Raw genomic sequence first — 18,349 nt, forward strand, 5'->3', positions numbered from 1 at the left:
GTGATGATGTCGTCATTGCTGTGCGGTGTGAACAGAAAATCCTGATGCCATTTCACCTGTGTCGCGGTAAACGGCAGCTTGGAGTTGATTTTGCTGTGATGAAAACGGGTGCCGCTGCCACCGATTAACTGGGCGGCGATGGTCGCCATCCGCGATTGCAGAGCGGCATGTTCGAAGGCGACGGAAATCTCCGTCGGCGAACTGACCCGGCGCAGAGAAGGATGATCGGCGCGGTGATCCCCTTCAAGGTCGAAACGCGGGCGACCGTCCAGCGTCTCGCCCCACACCTCGGTATGGCGGCGGCTCTCTTCGACCCAACCGTCAAAATCCTGTTGCAAGGCGGTGATTTCGTCAGGCGACAGCACCCCTTCGACCACCAGAAAACCTTGTTGATGAAACTGCTCGATTTGCCACTGCGCGATCATAATTTTTCCTTTCACAAACGGAGAGTTAAGCCAGGGAGACATCTTTCAGGAAGGCGTCCACGCGCGGGTGGTTGCCGTCGCGCATCGCCTGCGGCGTGTCGTCGCACACCACGCGTCCTTTTTCCATAAACACAATCCGGTCAGAGACTTTGAAGGCAAAATTCATTTCGTGGGTCACGATGACCATGGTGATGCCTTCGTGAGCCAGCGATTCGATAACCTGGAGCACTTCATTGACCTTTTCCGGGTCAAGCGCCGAGGTGGGTTCATCAAACAGCATGATTTGCGGTCGCATCATCAGGGCCCGGGCAATGGCCACACGCTGCTGCTGGCCGCCAGAAAGCTGGTGCGGATATTTCCACGCGTGTTCCAGCATGCCGACCTTATGCAGCAATTCGCAGGCCTGCTGCTTCAGCTCGGCTTCCGCGGCCAGTCGATGGTAGCGCGGCGCCAGCAGCAGGTTGCCGAGCACCGTCAGATGGGGGAACAGGTTAAAACTCTGGAAAACCATGCCGATGTTGAGGCGGTACTGCGCGTTTTCCATAAAACGCGGCTTCTGTACGCCCTGACGTTCGAGATGAATAAATGGCTGGCCGTTGATCCGAATCTCGCCGTTGTCGATCTGCTCAAGTCCGTTGAGCAGGCGGATCAGCGTGGTTTTCCCGGAACCGGAAGGGCCAATCACCGAGACCACCTCTCCTGGCTGAATTTGCAGACTGACGGCGCCAAGCACTTCCACGTTGTTATAGGCTTTGTGCAGTTTTGACGCCTGCAGCGCCGGCTGAGAGTTGTCGACCGTGCTGCGCACGATCACCGGGCGTGTTTGCGTGGCCAGTCGCTGCATCTCGCTGTCGATGGGGCGCGTGACTTTCCGCCGGGTGACATCGAGATAGCTCTCCAGACGTTTGAGCAAGAAATCGAAAACGGTCACGATCAGCACGTAGTAGAACGCCACCGCTGCCATGGTTTCCATCACCAGGAAGTTTTGTGAATAAAGCCGCTGACCCACCATTAAAATCTCGGTCAGTGAGATAACCGATACCAGCGAACTGAGCTTCACGACGGCAATATATTCGTTGGCCAGTGCCGGCAGCGCGACGCGCAGTGCCTGGGGAATGATCACCCGCCATTGGGTGCCGGCATAGCGCAGTCCCAGCGCCCGGGCGGCTTCGCTCTGGCCTTTCGGGATCGAGAGCAGGCCGCCGCGGTGAATTTCGGCGACGTAGGCGGCTTCACTCAGCACCATCGCCAGCAGACCGGCCCAGAACGGGTCGTTGAGCACGGGCGCTGAGGACGGCACCGCCTGGGGCAGGTTATAGACGAATATCAGCAGTACCAGCAGCGGCAGGCTGCGGAACAGCCAGATATAGAACCGCGCCGGGAGATTAAAAAGTTTGCGCGGAGACTGCTTGGCCAGGGCGAGAACAAATCCCAGTACAATACTGCAACCCCAGGTCAGCAGACTTAATTTAATGACGGTCCAGGTGGCCAGCCAAAAATCTGCATCGCTGAGCAGACTTAACATGTAGTTCCAGTTAAACGTCATGGGCTATTTCGCTCGCCATAATTAACGGAAATGAATGCGATACCGATGATCAAAAATAGGGCATCGCCAGGGTGTATCTTGCAATAACACTATGCTGGTAGTTTTCGCTGCGAGGCAATTAGTAAATTTTTGGTCTTTAAGTTTAAAAAAACTATACAGGTGGATTAATTTCAATAAATTTAAAGCAATGAGTGCGAAACAAGAACTAAACATAAAAAAAACAATTACGCGCAAGGGGTAACGGAACGGGCATTTAAATCCAAAATTGTGCCATGTTGGGGCGGGTAAGGAATTAATTTGGTGCAGGGTGATTCAGGCTGGTGCAATTAAACGGATGTGGCGATGTTGCCATCATTTTTACTTCGCCGGAACAGTAAATAAATCATTTGCCCGGCAAAGAAATCAGCGAACCCATGGCGAAATGGCACGATATTTGCTTGTTGCATATCAGGAAACTATACCGTTTCCGCTGGCGACAATATTTCGTAAAGGGTGAGGCTACGATGCGATTCACACTCAAACAACTTAAATACTTTGTCACCGTTGTAGAGACCGAGAGTATCGCTGAAGCCTCCCGGCAGCTTCATATTGCCCAGCCGTCGATCTCGATTGCCATTAAAAACCTTGAAAGCACGTTTGAGCAGCAGCTGTTTATTCGCCATCATGCCCAGGGCGTCTCACTGACCTCCTGCGGAAGGCGTTTTTATGAGAAGGCAAAAGAGCTGCTGCGGCTTTCCTATGAGTTTGAACAAAACTCCCGCGCCGACAAGGAGCTGGTTTCCGGGACAATTTCCGTCGGCTGCTTCGAATCCGTGGCGCCGCTGTACATGCCAAAACTGGTCGCCGGGTTTAAAAAAATGTATCCCGACATCACCCTGCAGCTGTATGACGGCGAACAACATGAGCTAATGCACGGTCTGCATCGCGGGCGTTTCGATCTGGCGCTGGTCTACGATCTGGAATTAGGTCATTCGATCAATAAAGAGATGCTGAATGCGCCGCATAAACCCTACGCGCTGCTGCCGGCCAGCCATCCATTAGCGCAGAAAAAGAGTGTGACTTTGCAGGAACTCAGTCATGAACCCATGATTTTGCTCGACGCGGTACCCAGTAAGAATTATTTCATCACTATATTTAAAGAGAAGGGCTATCACCCTGAAGTCGCCTACAGTTCACCCTCCATCGAAATGGTGCGCTGTATGGTGGGACAGGGCCTGGGGTTTTCGGTATTAGTCACCCGGCCTCTGTGTGATATGACCTATGACGGCGAGAGACTGGTACAATTAGATATTGAAGATGATATGCCTGCTTCGACATTAATTATGGCGCATCTTGCCAATAATGAACCGACCCGGCCCACGCAACTGTTTATGGACTATTGCCGCAGTATTGAGTTAACTCCCGTGCATTTTTGAATAATCAGCCTGCGGCCACTGCAGGCTTATTTTTTTTACCATGCCATTAAGGCTCGTAATTTTATATTCAGCGACTCGTTTTATAATAATTTACCCGTGATGGGCGATTAAATAACCTGTGTAAGTTCCATCAGCGGTGGCTAAATAGCGGGCCTGCCTGGGTCACCTTCAGCCACATCATCTCTCCACACAGGAAGGTTAGCTATGCAAAATCAGCGTGTCCTACATATTGATTCGCAGACCATCGACCGCTATCAGACCGATGGTGTCGTGTTGCTGAAGGGGGTGTTTACGCCGTGGATTGAAAGCCTGGCCGCCGGTGTCGCGGAACTGATGGCCAATCCCAGCGAGTATGGCCACGCCCGCACGGTTGTACCGAAAGATGGCTCCGCCCCGTTTTTCCAGGATTATTGCAACTGGTCGCGGATCCCCGACTTTACTCGCTTTGTCCTGAGTTCGCCGGCGGCGGAAATCGCCGCTGCGTTGATGCAATCGAAGACCGCCACGTTTTTCCATGAACACACGCTGGTGAAGCCGCCAGGCGGCAGTACGGTGACGCCGTGGCACCACGATCAGCCCTATTATTGTGTCGAAGGGCAGCAAAATGTCAGCTTTTGGATCCCGCTGGACCCGGTGGCGGAAGAGATTTCGTTGCGCTGCATCCGCGGCTCTCACCGCTGGGGTGACGAGTACAGCCCGACTCGTTTTAATGGCTCAAAGCTCTATGCACACAGCCGTTTTAAAGAACTGCCGGATATTGATGCACATCAGGATGATTACGATATTGTCAGTTGGGCGCTGGAGCCGGGAGATGCGGTCGCCTTTCATTACCGGACGCTGCACGGCGCAAGGGGCAATGCCACCGCGCGTGCGCGTCGGGTTTTTTCCGCTCGCTGGGTCGGGGATGACGCCACTTTCGCCGATCGCGGCGGCGTGACCTCGCCGCCATTCCCGGAACTGACGCTCAAAGATGGCGAGGCGCTGATCTCTCCCCTGTTTCCCCGGGTCTGGCCGCGAGAATAATGTTGTCGCATCCCGGGTTCGTCTCCTCGCGGACCTGAATTTGCCCGGCCACCTTTTACCTCTGTTAGCCTTACCGGCAATATTATTTCCCGCAGCGTTATCCGGTGACGGCAAATTGCCCTCCTGCAGGTCAATGCTGGCCTGCAGCCATGCAATTCGAGGGAAGGCGTAGCGCCCGTTTTATCAACATCCCATCTGACTCTTAAGGGTTTCTTAATATTTCGTTTCCGGGCGAGAGTAAATATTCTGCGTCTTATTCCTTTTGATTGCGGCTGCCTCCAGTTTTTTAAATTAAGCCAGCGTCACAAAAGCCGGAAAAAAACAGCCCCCGTCATTGCAACGTCCTGGCATCTCGCTATATGTTAAATTTGTGTTTAATAAATGATAATTAAGGGTTGGATTTATGTATAGGAAAATTGATGTTTTAGTGGTTTCACTGACGACAGTCTTCTCCTGTTCCGTTCTGGCAGAATTACCTCAGGGTTACCCGGCCGATTATCAAAAAGTGGTGGATGCCGGGGTAAAAGAGGGAAAAGTCGTCATCTATTCGACGACGGACACCAAAGCCGCAGGCCCGTTAATTAAAGGATTTGAGGCGCAGTACCCTGGGATCAAAGTTGAATATAACGATATGAACAGTACCGAACTCTATAACCGCTATATCAGCGAGCAGGCGGCCGGCGGCGGTAGTGGCGACGTGGTCTGGAGTTCATCGATGGATACGGCGCTAAAATTAGCGACGGACTATGCCGAAAAGTACGCCTCTCCTGAGCTGAGCAAGCTGCCGAAATGGGCGGTCTGGCAGCAAAAAGCCTATGGAACCACCTACGAACCGGTGGTTTTTATCTATAACAAACGTTTAATTCCATCAGGGGATGTCCCGGATTCGCACACCGCGTTGGCTAAACTGGTCACCGCCCAGGCGGATAAATTCAAAGGCAAAGTGACCACCTACGATATTGAAAAATCGGGACTGGGCTTCATGCTGGCGGTACAGGACAGCAAAGCTGACGCTAATTATTTCGCCGATCTGGCCGGGATAGCGAAAGGCGGTCTGACCGTGCAGTCCTCAACCGGCACCATGATGGAGAGAGTCTCCTCGGGTGAAAACCTGCTGGGTTATAATATTCTCGGTTCCTACGCAGAGGCACGGGCGAAAACCGATCCGTCATTGGGGATTTCATATCCAAAGGATTATGTACTGGTGTTGTCGCGGGTCTCGTTTATTACTCAGGAATCCGCACACCCGAATGCCGCCAGATTGTGGTTCGATTATCTCCTGTCGGAAAAAGGGCAGAGTATTCTGGCCAGTCAGGCAGATATTCCCTCTATTCGTAACGATATCGAAGGCAAAAATGATATCGACGGAATGACCAAAATGTTGGGTAACGCGCTGAAGCCGATTCCGGTCGATGAAACGTTACTGGAATATCTGGAACCGAAAAAACGTCTGGAATTTATCAAACAATGGCGTACCGCCGCTGCAAAATAATAGCTGCCAGGCGGCGCATTATCGGATACGCCGTCTTTTCGCGCCGGGTATTCCCGGTTTTCAACACCCGTCTGGTTTGTATTCCGCGCCCGACCAAAGGGATAAGCTATGAATGTAATACGCAGAAAGTGGCAAGGGCTACCGCGCGGCATCGTGGTCGTGATAACGGCACTGGTGATTTATATCCCGCTGTTATTTATCGTGGTGCAGAGCTTTCTTTCCGCCCCGTTTTTTGCCCGCAACAAAGAATTAAGCCTCGGGGCCTTCGAATTTATTTTTACCGACCCTGACTTTTATCTCGCACTGAAGTCCGGTTTTATTCTGGCCGTGGGGCTGGTGCTGATTGCGATACCGCTGGGCGGGATCCTCGCGTTCCTAATGGTGCGTACTGATTTGCCTGGTCGCCGGTTTATTGAACCGCTGATTCTGGTCCCGATTTTTGTTTCTCCCATGGTACTGGCTTTTGGCTATGTGGTCGCGGCCGGGCCGGTGGGTTTTTTCTCGCAATGGGCAGAGCAACTGCTGGGGTTTGTGCCGTGGAATATTTACTCGATGTTCAGCATTGTGGTGATTGCCGGGCTGACTCACGTCCCGCATGCCTATCTCTATATCTCGTCCGCGCTACGTAGCGTCGGTTCAGATGTCGAAGAGGCGGCGCGGACGGTAGGGGCATCTCCGCTGCAGGTGATGACCTCGGTCAGCCTGCCGATGGTACGTCCGTCGATTCTTTATGCCTGCGTGCTGTTGTTTTTCCTCGGCCTGGAAGTGTTTGGTCTGATGCTGGTGCTGGGGGATCCGGAAGGCAACATGGTGCTGGCTACCTACCTGTACAAGCTCACTAATAAGCTTGGTACCCCCTCTTATCATCTGATGGCGGCGGTGGCGGTCGTGCTTATCTGTATCACCATTCCGCTGGTCATGTTACAGCGTCGCCTGATGCGCACGGCCAATCGGTTTGTGACCATGAAAGGCAAAGCGTCTCAGGCGCGAGCGCTGCCGCTCGGCAAGTGGCGCTGGGTCGCCGGCGGGGTGGTGGTTTTCTGGCTGACCGTGACCATCGGCGTGCCGCTGATTGGTGTGGCCTTGCGGGCGTTTATTTCCAACTGGGGAGTGGGGGTTTCTCTCTGGGATGAACTGTCTCTGGCGACCTTCCATAATATCTGGCAGCAGCCGAACCTGCTGCGGGCCATCGTCAACTCCATGGCCATCGGCGTTTTCGGTGGCGCGCTGGCGGTTCTCTGCTATCTGTTTGTCGGGATTGCGATGCATCGTAAAGCGGATAATGTCACGCGCTTTCTCGACTACAGCGTGCTGGTTCCGCGTGCGGTGCCGGGCCTGCTGGCCGGACTGGCGTTCCTGTGGGTGTTTCTGTTCCTGCCGATGTGGCTCGATCAGTCGCTGAAAAACGGCTGGCTTTCCGCGCTGCCGATGGCCGACTGGCTGCGCGAACATCTGATTGTCCAGTTGCGGGCGTTGCGCAATACCATTTTCAGCGTCTGGCTGGCCTACACCGTGGTGTGGATGGCGTATGGGTTGCGCCTGATCTCCTCAACCCTGCTCCAGGTGGCGCCGGAGTTGGAGGAAGCAGCCCGCAGCAACGGCGCCTCGCAGGGGCAGGTGACGCGCCACGTTACGGTGCCCCTGTCGCGCTATGGCCTGATTGGCTCGTGGCTGCTGATGTTTTTGATCTTTGAGCGTGAGTATTCCACCGGTGTCTATCTGCTGTCGCCGGGAACGGAGACCATTGGCTCGATGCTGGTCTCACTGTGGGCCGCGGGAGCCATCGATATTGTCGCCGCACTTTCGTTTATCAATATCCTGCTGGTGGTGGTTGGGCTGGGTATCGCCCTGCGCTTTGGAGTGAAATTACATGATTGAATTATCAGTAGAAAATCTGCATCTGACCTATGGCGACAACCCGGTGCTGAAAGGGGTGTCGATGACGCTGAAGCGGGGAGAGGTGGTGTCGCTGCTGGGGCCGTCGGGCAGCGGGAAAACCACCTTGCTGCGTGCGGTTGCCGGGCTGGAGAAACCCACCGGCGGGCGGATCGCTATTGGCAAACATACGGTCTATGATGGTAATCCGCGCAGCGAAATTCCGGCCGAGGCGCGCAATCTTGGGCTGGTGTTTCAGTCCTACGCTTTGTGGCCGCACAAAACGGTATTCGAGAATGTTGCCTACCCGCTCAGACTGCGTAAAGTCGCCGCTGGCGAAATGAAACAACGGGTGCAGGCGGTGCTCGATCAGCTGGGTCTTGGGCACCTGGGCAACCGGCACCCGCATCAGCTCTCGGGAGGACAGCAGCAGCGTGTGGCAATTGGCCGGGCGCTGGTCTACAACCCGCCGGTTATTCTGCTTGATGAACCGCTGTCGAACCTTGATGCCAAATTACGCGAAGAGGCACGGGTGTTTCTGCGTGAGCTGATTATCAAACTGGGGCTGTCGGCGCTGATGGTGACGCACGATCAGAACGAAGCGATGGCGATTTCCGATCGCATTCTGCTGCTCAACAATGGCGTGATTGAACAGCAGGGGACGCCGCAGGAGATGTATGGCCACCCGGCGACGCTGTTTGCCGCCGAGTTTATGGGCAGCAATAACCGCCTGCATGGCAAGATTACCGCCGTAATCGACGGACGGGCGCGGATTGAAGGGGCCAGTTGGGCGCTGTGGGGGATGGCTGACGGTCGGGTCAGCGTCGGACAGGAGGCGACGGCGGTGATCCGCGTAGAGCGTCTGCGCCTTGGGGCAACGCCCCAGGATAATATGCTGGAGCTACCGCTGTTAACCAGTATGTATCTTGGCGACCGCTGGGAGTACCTGTTCCGTACCCGGGGAGACGATTTCCCCATTCGCGCCTATGGTTTATCGCTGGGCGACACGGAGCATTGTCACCTGACATTCCCGGCCAACGACCTGTGGATTTTCCCGCGAGCATAAGGCTGAACGTCTTTAGCAGACGGCGCCCACTGTTCGCCGTCTGCGCAATAAAACCAGCAATACTGACGCCGTGAAAATATTCCAGTGAGAAACCATTTATCTGCGGTAACTCTGTATTCTGCCTCTTAATCATTTTAAGCGCTCAAATTGTTTACTTTGTATGGAGTCTTACGTTTTCCCGCTGCCAGACAGGCCATGTAGCGTAAAAAACATTTGTGGCGCACGTCTCCTGCCGGGCGCGCTTTTATCGCCCGAACGGCGGTGATCAGCACATAAAAAAGCCCCTGCATCGCGGCAGGGGCAAACCATGTCAGAGCATTATGGAATCAGTTAAAAACCATCCCGCCGTCGATCAGTAGCGACTGGCCGGTCATATAGTCGGAGTCCGCGCTTGCCAGATACGACACGCAGGCCGCCACGTCTTCAGGCTCGGACAATCGTCCCAGGGTGATGCGTTTGGCGAACTCGGCCGTGCCGTAGCCCAGCGGTTTGCCCGCCGCTTCCGATACCTGACGATCGATCTCCGCCCACATCGGGGTTTTGACGATTCCTGGGCAGTAGCCGTTAACGGTGATCCCCAGTGGCGCCAGGTCACGGGCGGCGGTCTGGGTCAGGCCGCGCACGGCGAATTTACTCGAGCTGTAGACCGCCAGCTCCGGATTGCCGACGTGTCCGGCCTGGGAGCAGGCGTTGATGATTTTCCCGCCGTGCCCCTCTTTTTTAAAGGCGTCGACTGCCGCCTGAATACCCCAGATGACCCCTTTGACGTTGATGTTATAGACCTTATCGACGGTCTCCTCGACGATCGCTTCAATCGGTGTCGAAGGGGCGATGCCAGCGTTGTTGATGATAACGTGAAAACCCCCCAGCGTTTTACGCGCCTGTTCGACGGCGGCAAAAACCTGTTCACGGCGGGAGACATCGACCTTTATTGCCAGCGCTCGTCCGCCGTGCTGGTTGACTTCGGCGGCCACGGCTTTCGCCGCGGTATCGTTGTAATCGGCAATGGCCACGGCAAATCCGTCTTTCACCAGGCGCAGTGCGATAGCTTTACCGATGCCCTGAGCGGCGCCGGTGACAAGTGCGACTTTTTGCATGTTCCTTTCCTTTTTGTAGTGACTCACAGTATTTGGCTGAGATGGAGTTGTCCCATCAGTAGAGGGTTATCGCGATAGTCGACCGGAATGGCGACCACCGCCGGGCCATCGACGTCCATGGCGGCACGCAGTGTCGGCTCCAGGGTGTCGGCGCTCTCCACCGAAAAGCCTTTGGCCCCGAAAGACTCGGCGTAGGTTTTGAAATCGACCGCGCCGAACTCCACGCCGGAGAGGCGCTGGTATTTTTTCTGTTCCTGAATCGCCACCATGTTGTAACCGTTGTCGACCCAGATGATATGCAGGATATTGGCCCGCAGCCGGACGGCGGTCTCCAGCTCCATGCTGGATTGCAGGAACCCGCCATCGCCGGAGACCGAGACCACTTTGCGTTGTGGATTCACCAGCCATGCGCCGATCGCCCACGGCAGCGCCACGCCCATCGTCTGCTGACCGTTGGAAATCATCACCTGACGGGCGCGGAAGCTGTACAGGTAACGGGCGATCCAGATATGGAAGCTGCCCATGTCGACGGTGAGGGTGACATCGCTGTTGACGATATCCTGCATCGCCCGCACGATGCGCAGCGGATGAAGGGCGAATTGATTCAGCTGCGCGCCGCGGCGGTCGAGCAGCTCGCGCTGATGCTGGCGATCGGTGAGGATCTCCGCTGCCTGCGGGGTTAACACCAGCTTATGGTTGATGCGCCGGGTTAGTTTGTTCAGCGTTGCGGCGATATCGCCCACCAGCTCGATATCAGGGGTGTAGTTACGTTCTTCATAAGCGGGCAGCACGTCGATATGGACCAGCGTGGCATTGCCAAGGTTCCACATCGCCGGTTCATACTCGACTGGGCTGTAGCCGATGCAGATAATCAGGTCGGCGAGGTGGAGCAGGCGGTCGCCAGCCTGGTTGTTAAACAGTCCGACCCGACCGGCGAAGCGCGCGAAGTGCTGCTGATTGACCGCCCCGGCGGCCTGGTAGGTACTGGTGACCGGAATATGACTCTGTTCCAGCAACTGGTGCAGGGCGCGGCTGTTGTCCGGCTGGCTGGCCATCAGCCCGAGGAGGAAAACCGGGTTTTTGGCGGCGGCGATCATCTGCGCGACCTTCTCGATCGCCTCGTCCGGGGCCGCGCCCATTTGCGGGGCGTTGCCAGCCGGGAGAATCGCACCGCGGGTGGGTTGATCGACAACATCCTGCGGCAGGCTGATAAAAGCGCTGCCCGGGCGCCCCTGCTCAGCGGCGCGGAAAGCGTTGGAGACAACTTCCGCCAGCGCGTCGCCGGCGGTGACTTCAACGGCATATTTGGTCACCGGGCTGAACATCGCCACGGTATCCATACTTTGATGGACCAGTTTGGCCTTATCCGCCCGCTTGACCGCGCCACCCAGCGCCACCACCGGATCGCCTTCGCTGTTAGCGGTAGCCATGCCGGTAATCAGATTTGAACAACCTGGGCCGGAGGTGACCAGCGCGACGCCCGCTTTACCGGTCAGGCGGCCGACGGCTGCGGCCATAAATGCGGCGTTAGCTTCGTGGCGCACGGGAATAATCCGGATGGTGGAGTCCAGCAGCGAATCGAAGACTTTATCTATTTTCGCGCCGGGGATGCCGAAGACCTGGCGTACTCCCTGGGCCTCAAGCTGACTGACTACCATATCCGCGCCGTGCGCCCACTGGCGTTCGTGACGTTGATTGTCCATATGTGAAGCTCCTTAATTTTCTACCGCGCGAATGGCGGCGTCGAGATTGTCAGGATGCAAATCGGCCTGGAGAAAAGCGCTGTCGGCCGGAAGGTCAATCAGCAGTTTGTGGATCTCGCCGAAGGTCAGCACGCCGCTATCGAGCTGGTAATCCAGCAGATGGCCGCCGCCCTGGCGATCGTCGGTGATGAAATGCTCGTGATACCCGGCGACGTTAATCCCCTGCATATGCTGCGGGGTACGAAAACCGACCAGTATCCCTTTGCGTTGGTTGAAACGGAACACCGGCTGGTCGTCCAGAACATCGGTCATCGCCCGGTAGGGCGGGGTCTGACGGGGCACGGTCCGGGTATGGGCGTGGCGAAAATGGCCGTCGATATGCAGGGCGCAGAACAGATTGTCGGAGGGGATCTGCCGGTCGATTATCTCATGCAATTGCTGACGGTTTACCGGATGGTCGAAGCTGACGCGGTGCTGCGGCCGAAACCAGGTCATCACCGCGAACGGCGTTTTTTGCTCCGCGCGAGCTCTGCGCGCGCTGCCATCGGCACGCAGTTGGTAGACCTCGCTGCTGAAGGCAATCAGCTCGCCGTCAAGTTCATTAAAGGTTCCTAGACCGAAGTCTCCGTGGGTGAGCAGGTCAGCGATGGTGGTATTGCCCTCATAGACGCCGCTCAGGAGGGCGCTCATCAAAGAGGTCTGATAGATCACGCTATCAGGCTGCTGGGCAGAAAAACCGCGTACGGTTTCGTACAGGCTTTGCTGGCAGGTGCATGCAGAAGAATGGGTCATCAGATACTTCCTCGTTCAACACATATAAGAAAGATTAAATAATTGTTGACCCGATTCAGCTCTCAGTTCCAATATAGAAAGCATGCTGGTTTGAGACGTTTTTGATATGGAACTTCGTTATCTACGCTATTTTGTCGCCGTGGCCGAGGCGCGAAATTTCACCCGTGCCGCCAGGGAACTCGGTATCTCACAACCGCCATTAAGTCAGCAAATTCAGCGGCTTGAGCGAGAAATAGGCACGCCGTTGCTGCGCCGTCTGACGCGGGGAATTGAGCTGACGGAAGCGGGGGAGTCGTTTTATGAAGACGCTTGTCAGATCCTCGCTCTTAGCGACGCGGCGCTGGAAAAGACCAAAGGCATCGCCCGTGGGATGAACGGTAGGCTGGCATTAGGCATCACCAGTTCTAATGCTTTTCATCCGCAGATTTTCGCGCTGCTGCGCCAGTTTCAGCTGCGCTATCCGGCGGTTAGCCTGCGCCAGGTCGAGGGTAATATGGCGGCGCTGATGAGCGCGCTGGGGGACGGGGAGCTGGATATTGCCTTTGTGCGCCTGCCGTGTGAAAGCAGCAAAGCGTTTAACCTGCGCATTATCGATGTAGAACCGATGGTTATCGCCCTTCACCGCGATCACCCGCTTGCCGGTGAGGCCATGCTGACGTTGGTACAGCTGCGGGAGACCGCGCCGATTCTGTTTCCGCGCGAGGTGGCGCCGGGGCTGTATGAGCAGGTATTTAATAGCTGTTTGCGCGCCGGCATCGATATGCGCCTGGCGAGGCAATCTTCACAACTTTCCTCCTCCTTAAGCATGGTGGCTGCCGGATTCGGTTTCGCGTTGGTGCCGCAGTCGATGTCCTGTATTCACCATCCCGACGTCATCTATCACCCGTTGTCGGGGACGCCGGTGACGACCGATATTGCGATTGCCTGGCGGCGATTCGAACGTTCGCGAACGGTAAAACGTTTTCTGGAGATGTTTTAGCCGCCCGGTCTGCTATTGGGATCGTCATAAGCGGTCGGGTGCGGCAAGCGGGAGTGTGGCTATGAAAGGTAGACGTTAGCCGCCGTCGGGCCGCGCAGGCCGTTGACCCGGCGAAATTCAACGCGAATACCTGGAATAATGTTTTCTGATTCACCTGGGAATAATGCGGAGATATGGACCTGAACGTCTTTACGACCATCGGAGGGAATTATAAGGCCTTTGCCGGTTTTATTATCAAACGCTTTGACAATGCCTGTCATTTTTTGCAACAAATAAAATCCTTGTAGAAATAAGTACCGCCGAACTATACCTTAATCGAACAATAAAGCTATCGATTTTATTTTTTATCGGAGCCGTCTTGCCGACGGCTAAAATAAACCTTGCTAATAAACAGACCCTGTGCCTTAATGGTCTGGTCGGTTTGTAAGACAGAAAGCAGTTCACTAAAGCAGTCCTCATTTCCAGGCGTTATCGCTGATATCTCCTTCCTTGAGTCCCTCCATTAAGTGTTAAGTTGATTCTGTAGCGCAAACCAGTTTGGCGATTAAGAACTCATAAAAAGGAATATCGAATGTCGAATAAAATGACTGGTTTAGTCAAATGGTTTAATGCAGATAAAGGCTTCGGCTTCATTACGCCGGCAGACGGCAGCAAGGATATCTTCGTCCACTTTTCTGCGATTCAAAATGAAGATTTCCGCGCCCTGTTTGAAGGGCAGAAGGTCGAGTTTGTGGTCGGCAGCGGCGCGAAAGGCCCGGCGGCGACAAACGTTTCCATCGTAGGATAAGTTCGTGGGTGGCCCGGCGATAGCGAAGACGGCAGCAGCCTGAGCAGACCGATCCACCCGAGTAACAGACATCATTAATTTATTTAAAACCCGCCAGCGTGCGGGTTTTCTGTTTGCCAAAAATAATGACCGATTACCCCATTCATTCAATGTGATAAGAATAATCTAATCAGCGTTGGATTTTGGGGAACAATCATTTTTTGGTGTTTAAGCAGCATTTTTTGCTGTTGTCTGGAAGAGTTTATGGCAGTAGGGGCAAATCAGCTGGGCGCCTTTTTGTACTCGGCTGAAGCTGTGTTCGGAATCCTGGGAGCAATTAGGGCAGGTGCATTTTACAAGATAATTACGACGGTTTTTGCTATCTTTCCGATCTGACATATGATTTCCTACCTGATTTAATGGCCTGAAACCATACATCATTATTAAATAAATAGCCCGAACTGATTGTCTTTTGCCGAAAATAAACCGGTCGCCGGGAAATAGCCTGCTGGAGAAAATGCCGTGCGTGGCAGGCGCTGCTCAGAAGAAACGGGTTCCTCCTGAGCAGGTTGTCGGTTATTGCGCGACCCAACCGCCGTCCATGTTCCATACCGCGCTGCACATCTGGGCGTCGCTCTTGCTGCCGTGAAACAGCGCCAGTTCACCCTGCTGTCCGGGGTGACAAACTCGCCGGAGGGCTGCTTTTCTGCCAGCCGTTGCGTGTGCCTGCTCCGGATCGCTACCTTCAGCGATGCGTTTAGCGATCTGCTGCTGGACCTGCGGGGTTGACACCCTGCCGGGACAAATCGTCTTACAGGGCTCGTGGCTTCTGGCGGTCTCCAGCGCCAGCGTGTGGGTCAGACCGACCACGCCGCGTATTGCATAGTGGCGGCCGAGGGATGGGCGCCTGCCCCGAACCACTTCCGGCGAGACGATACCGCTGTGTACAATATGCAGCGCCTCACGCAGCATAGCGACCGGCAGGCGGTTGCCAACAAATCCCGGCGCCGCACGCTGAAGGGGTATTTACGGCTTGAGTGAGGGACGAGGATAAAAAAACCGGCGTGGTTAGCCGGTTCAGAAATTAGATTTTGCAGGCGTCGCCGCAATCATCATCGGCAACGATCGCTTCGGCTTTTTTGTCAGCGTCTTCAAGGCGTTCGGCATTGCGCTCTTGCGCTTCTTCCAGACCGCTGAATACCAGATTGTCGAGATCAATTTCCATGAGTTACCCACTTTCGTTCTGTTTTGACTGTGGTCAGAGTATAGGACAAAACCACGCCAGGATGAACCCTGGGTGTCCCGTTACCGCACAGAGCGGTAATGCCGACGCCGCGCTCGGTTAAAACCAGCCAGCATCACTGTTGACGGCTTTTTTGCCTCAGTCCCTGGCCACGCTGACCTGTGAGCGGATGGCTTTGCGGTTCAACTGGAGGCGACCACCTCGTGGCAGGCCACATAGTGACCGTCGGTTATCTCACGCTGTGCGAGGAGGTCGTGGCGACGCGACGGAAAGCGCGCTCGTGCAGCGAACCGTAGAGAATGAGTATGCGCGGCGGCGACCGATCCGGGAGCGTGTTGGCAAGTTCAAAATCAAAAATTCATACTGCAGAGCAGGGAAATCAGCCATGGAGAGCGTTTTTTTTGCCCGCGGTTATTTCCAGATAAACATATATGAATTAACGTATATGTAAATGTCACGGTAAGGAATCGAAAATGCCGCATCCGTTAGAGGTTTTTAAAATATTGTCTGACGCCACTCGCCTGACGATCGTGATGTTGCTCCGGGAGCAAGGTGAGCTGTGCGTCTGCGATATTTGCGCCGTAGCGGCGGAATCTCAGCCCAAAATATCACGGCATATGGCGATTCTTCGCGAGAGCGGGCTGGTGATTGACCGTCGGGAAGGTAAATGGGTGCACTACCGTTTGTCGCCGCATATGCCGGCATGGGCGGCAGAGATCGTCGACAGCGCATGGCGATGTCTGCGGGATGACGTGCGCGCCCGACTGGCAGACGCGGCGCCGCCTTCCTGTAGATGACCGCTTAATATATCTGTTATTACATATTTGATGGGGTAGGGCATGCTGCTCGCAGGGATCATTTTTTTATTCACGCTGCTGCTGGTTATCTGGCAGCCGAAAGGACTGAGCATTGGCTGGAGCGCGAGTCTGGGGGCCGTGTTGGCGCTAGGGTTCGGCGTCATTCATCTGAGCGATATTCCGCTGGTCTGGAACATCGTCTGGAATGCCACGACGGCATTTATTGCGGTGATCGTTATCAGTCTGCTGCTGGACGAGTCGGGTTTTTTCTCCTGGACGGCACTGCACGTTGCCCGCTGGGGAAACGGGCGCGGGCGGATACTGTTTAGCTGGATAATTCTGCTGGGCGCCGTCGTGGCTGCGCTGTTTGCTAACGATGGCGCGGCGCTGATTCTGACCCCTATCGTCATCGCGATGCTGTCGGCGCTGGGTTTCAGCCAGCGCGCGACGCTGGCCTTTGTGATGGCCGCAGGGTTTGTTGCCGACACCGCCAGCCTGCCGCTGGTGGTGTCGAATCTGGTCAATATTGTTTCGGCCGACTTTTTTCATCTGGACTTCAGCACCTATGCGGCTGTTATGGTACCGGTCGATATTGCGGCGATCCTGGCGACTCTGGCGATGCTACATCTGGTCTTTCGTCGCGATATTCCTCCGGTCTACGATCTGGCGCTGGTGGCCGAACCGGCCAACGCGATTAAAGATCGTCCGACGTTCCTGGCCGGCTGGGGGGGGCTGGTGGCGTTGCTGGCTGGCTTTTTCATTCTCGAACCGCTGGGGATCCCGGTCAGTGCCATTGCCGCCACCGGAGCTGCGGTGCTGCTGGCGGTGGCGAAAAAGGGGCGAGTCATTAATACGAGCAATGTGCTGCGTGGTGCGCCGTGGCAAATCGTCGTCTTTTCGCTGGGGATGTATCTGGTTGTCTACGGTCTGCGCAATGCCGGGTTAACTGCTGCGCTCTCCGCGGTGCTGAATGTGCTGGCGGAAAACGGGCTGTGGGCGGCAACCTTCGGTACCGGAGTGCTGACGGCGCTCCTCTCGTCGGTCATGAATAATATGCCGACGGTGCTGATCGGAGCGCTGTCCATTGATGGCAGTACGGCAACGGGGGTGATTAAAGAGTCGATGGTCTACGCCAACGTCATTGGCTGCGATCTGGGGCCAAAAATCACGCCAATCGGCAGTCTTGCGACGCTGCTCTGGCTGCATGTTCTGGCGCAAAAGAACAGGGCCATCTCCTGGGGCTACTATTTCCGTACCGGGATCATTATGACCCTACCGGTACTGTTGGTGACGTTGGCCGCACTGGCTTTGCGTCTCTCTTTTTCTCTGTCGTGAGAATCATATGAGCAACACCATCATTTATCATAACCCGGATTGCGGGACGTCGCGCAATACGTTGGCTATGATTCGCAACAGTGGTATTGAGCCGACGATTATCTACTATCTCGACACGCCGCCGTCGCGACAAGAGTTAGTGGCTCTGATTGCGGCAATGGGGATAACGGTGCGCGCGCTGCTGCGCAAAAACGTCGCCCCCTACACACAGTTGGGGCTGGATAATGAAACCCTTAGCGACGAACGACTGATCGCGTGTATGTTGCAGCACCCGATTCTGATTAACCGGCCCATTGTGGTCACTCCGTTGGGCACGCGCCTTTGTCGTCCGTCGGAAGTGGTGCTGCAGATCCTGACCGAGGCGCAGCAACAGCCGTTTCGCAAGGAGGACGGGGAATGGGTCGTGGCGGCTTCAGACAAGCGGCTGCCATAAGGCATCCGGCTCGGCAAACCCCGCTTCAACCTGTGCGAAAAAGCGGCTGGCGTGCAGCCCGTCGACAAAAGCGTGGTTGAATTTACCCGCGACTGGAATGATGCCGTTTTTCAGTTTGCCCCAGGTGAGCGCAGGGACCGCCGCGCCCGTATAATACTCGGCCTGGGTGATGGCGCTAAAATGGAGCCACGGTAGACAGCTGGCGCAGAAAAAGTGCTCGCCTTCGACAATCAGCGGTGCCGGAGCAGTGGTTTTTGCCGCCTCAATATTCGGCGTCGCCGCCCGGCTGAAGGCGGCGAAGTCCGCGGCATTGTCACACCACACCTGGCGAAACCCTTCCTGGGCGGTCATGACGGGAGTCA

Annotated in this window: 19 protein-coding genes and 1 pseudogene; 10 read left to right on the top strand and 10 right to left on the bottom strand. The window is 55.4% G+C overall.

Features of this window, described 5'->3' with window-relative positions:
* Together ACZAHD_RS15520 and ACZAHD_RS15525 are read right to left on the bottom strand one after the other, a co-directional pair.
* Window positions 1–425: phytanoyl-CoA dioxygenase family protein (locus ACZAHD_RS15520; RefSeq protein ID WP_462457569.1), on the bottom strand; the 425-nt coding region annotated here is incomplete at its 3' end.
* A 25-nt stretch (window positions 426–450) separates the two neighbouring features.
* A complete protein-coding gene (locus tag ACZAHD_RS15525; protein ID WP_462457570.1) occupies window positions 451–1,971 on the bottom strand; it encodes an amino acid ABC transporter permease/ATP-binding protein in 1,521 nt (506 codons plus the stop codon).
* Window positions 1,972–2,474: 503 nt separating this feature from the next.
* On the opposite strand from ACZAHD_RS15525, the gene ACZAHD_RS15530 reads away from it, so the two are divergent.
* The 5 genes from ACZAHD_RS15530 to ACZAHD_RS15550 all read left to right on the top strand — a co-directional run bounded on the left by ACZAHD_RS15530 (window position 2,475) and on the right by ACZAHD_RS15550 (window position 8,842).
* Window positions 2,475–3,386, top strand: coding sequence for a LysR family transcriptional regulator (locus ACZAHD_RS15530; protein ID WP_462457571.1), 912 nt, complete (start codon window positions 2,475–2,477; stop codon window positions 3,384–3,386).
* Window positions 3,387–3,590: 204 nt separating this feature from the next.
* On the top strand, window positions 3,591–4,409 hold the full coding sequence (locus ACZAHD_RS15535; protein WP_462457572.1) for a phytanoyl-CoA dioxygenase family protein: 819 nt from the start codon (window positions 3,591–3,593) through the stop codon (window positions 4,407–4,409).
* 403 nt (window positions 4,410–4,812) lie between these two features.
* Complete coding sequence (locus tag ACZAHD_RS15540) at window positions 4,813–5,901, top strand: ABC transporter substrate-binding protein (protein WP_462457573.1); 1,089 nt, start codon at window positions 4,813–4,815, stop codon at window positions 5,899–5,901.
* A 108-nt stretch (window positions 5,902–6,009) separates the two neighbouring features.
* Window positions 6,010–7,779 (top strand): ABC transporter permease, encoded by a 1,770-nt coding sequence (locus ACZAHD_RS15545; protein ID WP_462457574.1) that lies wholly within the window; start codon window positions 6,010–6,012, stop codon window positions 7,777–7,779.
* A complete protein-coding gene (locus ACZAHD_RS15550; RefSeq protein WP_462457575.1) occupies window positions 7,772–8,842 on the top strand; it encodes an ABC transporter ATP-binding protein in 1,071 nt (356 codons plus the stop codon). The genes ACZAHD_RS15545 and ACZAHD_RS15550 overlap by 8 nt, the downstream gene beginning before the upstream one ends.
* A 326-nt stretch (window positions 8,843–9,168) precedes the next feature.
* Here ACZAHD_RS15550 and ACZAHD_RS15555 read toward each other — a convergent pair whose 3' ends face one another.
* From ACZAHD_RS15555 to budA, 3 genes are read right to left on the bottom strand one after another with little or no spacing between them, the layout of a single operon-like run.
* A complete protein-coding gene (locus tag ACZAHD_RS15555; protein ID WP_462457576.1) occupies window positions 9,169–9,939 on the bottom strand; it encodes a (S)-acetoin forming diacetyl reductase in 771 nt (256 codons plus the stop codon).
* Between the two features lie 23 nt (window positions 9,940–9,962).
* The gene (gene alsS, locus ACZAHD_RS15560; RefSeq protein ID WP_462457577.1) at window positions 9,963–11,642 is read right to left on the bottom strand and encodes an acetolactate synthase AlsS; all 1,680 of its coding nucleotides are present in this window, start codon (window positions 11,640–11,642) and stop codon (window positions 9,963–9,965) included.
* A 12-nt stretch (window positions 11,643–11,654) separates the two neighbouring features.
* A complete protein-coding gene (gene budA / locus ACZAHD_RS15565; RefSeq protein WP_462457578.1) occupies window positions 11,655–12,434 on the bottom strand; it encodes an acetolactate decarboxylase in 780 nt (259 codons plus the stop codon).
* Window positions 12,435–12,540: 106 nt separating this feature from the next.
* Here budA and ACZAHD_RS15570 point away from each other — a divergent pair, with 106 nt between their 5' ends.
* Window positions 12,541–13,413 carry a LysR family transcriptional regulator gene (locus ACZAHD_RS15570; RefSeq protein ID WP_462457579.1) on the top strand — a complete coding sequence of 291 codons (873 nt, stop codon included), beginning with the start codon at window positions 12,541–12,543 and terminating at the stop codon, window positions 13,411–13,413.
* 59 nt (window positions 13,414–13,472) lie between these two features.
* Here ACZAHD_RS15570 and cspF read toward each other — a convergent pair whose 3' ends face one another.
* Entirely contained in the window at window positions 13,473–13,685 is a 213-nt protein-coding gene (gene cspF / locus ACZAHD_RS15575; protein WP_462457580.1) for a cold shock-like protein CspF, read from the bottom strand.
* A gap of 299 nt (window positions 13,686–13,984) precedes the next feature.
* On the opposite strand from cspF, the gene cspA reads away from it, so the two are divergent.
* Window positions 13,985–14,200 carry an RNA chaperone/antiterminator CspA gene (gene cspA, locus ACZAHD_RS15580; protein ID WP_462457581.1) on the top strand — a complete coding sequence of 72 codons (216 nt, stop codon included), beginning with the start codon at window positions 13,985–13,987 and terminating at the stop codon, window positions 14,198–14,200.
* 207 nt (window positions 14,201–14,407) lie between these two features.
* Here the strand turns inward: cspA and ACZAHD_RS15585 are convergent, their stop codons facing one another.
* From ACZAHD_RS15585 to ACZAHD_RS15595, 3 genes and pseudogenes are all read right to left on the bottom strand, one after another.
* Window positions 14,408–14,578 (bottom strand): YnfU family zinc-binding protein, encoded by a 171-nt coding sequence (locus ACZAHD_RS15585; protein WP_462457582.1) that lies wholly within the window; start codon window positions 14,576–14,578, stop codon window positions 14,408–14,410.
* Between the two features lie 470 nt (window positions 14,579–15,048).
* Window positions 15,049–15,205 (bottom strand): annotated as a pseudogene (locus tag ACZAHD_RS15590) (3-hydroxyacyl-CoA dehydrogenase family protein); the annotation flags it as partial.
* Between the two features lie 58 nt (window positions 15,206–15,263).
* On the bottom strand, window positions 15,264–15,404 hold the full coding sequence (locus ACZAHD_RS15595; protein WP_004862935.1) for a hypothetical protein: 141 nt from the start codon (window positions 15,402–15,404) through the stop codon (window positions 15,264–15,266).
* Between the two features lie 491 nt (window positions 15,405–15,895).
* On the opposite strand from ACZAHD_RS15595, the gene ACZAHD_RS15600 reads away from it, so the two are divergent.
* Genes ACZAHD_RS15600 through arsC form a run of 3 tightly spaced genes read left to right on the top strand, consistent with a single transcriptional unit; the run spans window position 15,896 to window position 17,987 of the window.
* Window positions 15,896–16,219 (top strand): metalloregulator ArsR/SmtB family transcription factor, encoded by a 324-nt coding sequence (locus ACZAHD_RS15600; protein ID WP_462457583.1) that lies wholly within the window; start codon window positions 15,896–15,898, stop codon window positions 16,217–16,219.
* 42 nt (window positions 16,220–16,261) lie between these two features.
* Window positions 16,262–17,554 (top strand): arsenic transporter, encoded by a 1,293-nt coding sequence (locus ACZAHD_RS15605; RefSeq protein WP_462457584.1) that lies wholly within the window; start codon window positions 16,262–16,264, stop codon window positions 17,552–17,554.
* A gap of 7 nt (window positions 17,555–17,561) precedes the next feature.
* Entirely contained in the window at window positions 17,562–17,987 is a 426-nt protein-coding gene (gene arsC / locus ACZAHD_RS15610; RefSeq protein ID WP_462457585.1) for a glutaredoxin-dependent arsenate reductase, read from the top strand.
* On the opposite strand, the gene ACZAHD_RS15615 is transcribed toward arsC, so the two are convergent.
* Window positions 17,967–18,349 (bottom strand): CatA-like O-acetyltransferase (locus tag ACZAHD_RS15615; protein ID WP_462457586.1); only part of this gene is annotated, 383 nt, incomplete at its 5' end. The two genes, arsC and ACZAHD_RS15615, sit on opposite strands and share 21 nt — an antisense overlap.

This window comes from Raoultella sp. (assembly GCF_039594335.1).
GTDB lineage: Bacteria > Pseudomonadota > Gammaproteobacteria > Enterobacterales > Enterobacteriaceae > Klebsiella.

Coding starts and splice junctions, on each gene's coding strand:
- ACZAHD_RS15555 (WP_462457576.1), bottom strand. CDS start 9,939: ATGCAAAAAGTCGCACTTGTCACCGGCGCCGCTCAGGGCATCGGTAAA.
- ACZAHD_RS15605 (WP_462457584.1), top strand. CDS start 16,262: ATGCTGCTCGCAGGGATCATTTTTTTATTCACGCTGCTGCTGGTTATC.
- cspA (WP_462457581.1), top strand. CDS start 13,985: ATGTCGAATAAAATGACTGGTTTAGTCAAATGGTTTAATGCAGATAAA.
- ACZAHD_RS15570 (WP_462457579.1), top strand. CDS start 12,541: ATGGAACTTCGTTATCTACGCTATTTTGTCGCCGTGGCCGAGGCGCGA.
- ACZAHD_RS15525 (WP_462457570.1), bottom strand. CDS start 1,971: ATGACGTTTAACTGGAACTACATGTTAAGTCTGCTCAGCGATGCAGAT.
- arsC (WP_462457585.1), top strand. CDS start 17,562: ATGAGCAACACCATCATTTATCATAACCCGGATTGCGGGACGTCGCGC.
- ACZAHD_RS15595 (WP_004862935.1), bottom strand. CDS start 15,404: ATGGAAATTGATCTCGACAATCTGGTATTCAGCGGTCTGGAAGAAGCG.
- budA (WP_462457578.1), bottom strand. CDS start 12,434: ATGACCCATTCTTCTGCATGCACCTGCCAGCAAAGCCTGTACGAAACC.
- ACZAHD_RS15585 (WP_462457582.1), bottom strand. CDS start 14,578: ATGTCAGATCGGAAAGATAGCAAAAACCGTCGTAATTATCTTGTAAAA.
- ACZAHD_RS15530 (WP_462457571.1), top strand. CDS start 2,475: ATGCGATTCACACTCAAACAACTTAAATACTTTGTCACCGTTGTAGAG.
- ACZAHD_RS15540 (WP_462457573.1), top strand. CDS start 4,813: ATGTATAGGAAAATTGATGTTTTAGTGGTTTCACTGACGACAGTCTTC.
- alsS (WP_462457577.1), bottom strand. CDS start 11,642: ATGGACAATCAACGTCACGAACGCCAGTGGGCGCACGGCGCGGATATG.
- ACZAHD_RS15550 (WP_462457575.1), top strand. CDS start 7,772: ATGATTGAATTATCAGTAGAAAATCTGCATCTGACCTATGGCGACAAC.
- ACZAHD_RS15600 (WP_462457583.1), top strand. CDS start 15,896: ATGCCGCATCCGTTAGAGGTTTTTAAAATATTGTCTGACGCCACTCGC.
- ACZAHD_RS15535 (WP_462457572.1), top strand. CDS start 3,591: ATGCAAAATCAGCGTGTCCTACATATTGATTCGCAGACCATCGACCGC.
- ACZAHD_RS15545 (WP_462457574.1), top strand. CDS start 6,010: ATGAATGTAATACGCAGAAAGTGGCAAGGGCTACCGCGCGGCATCGTG.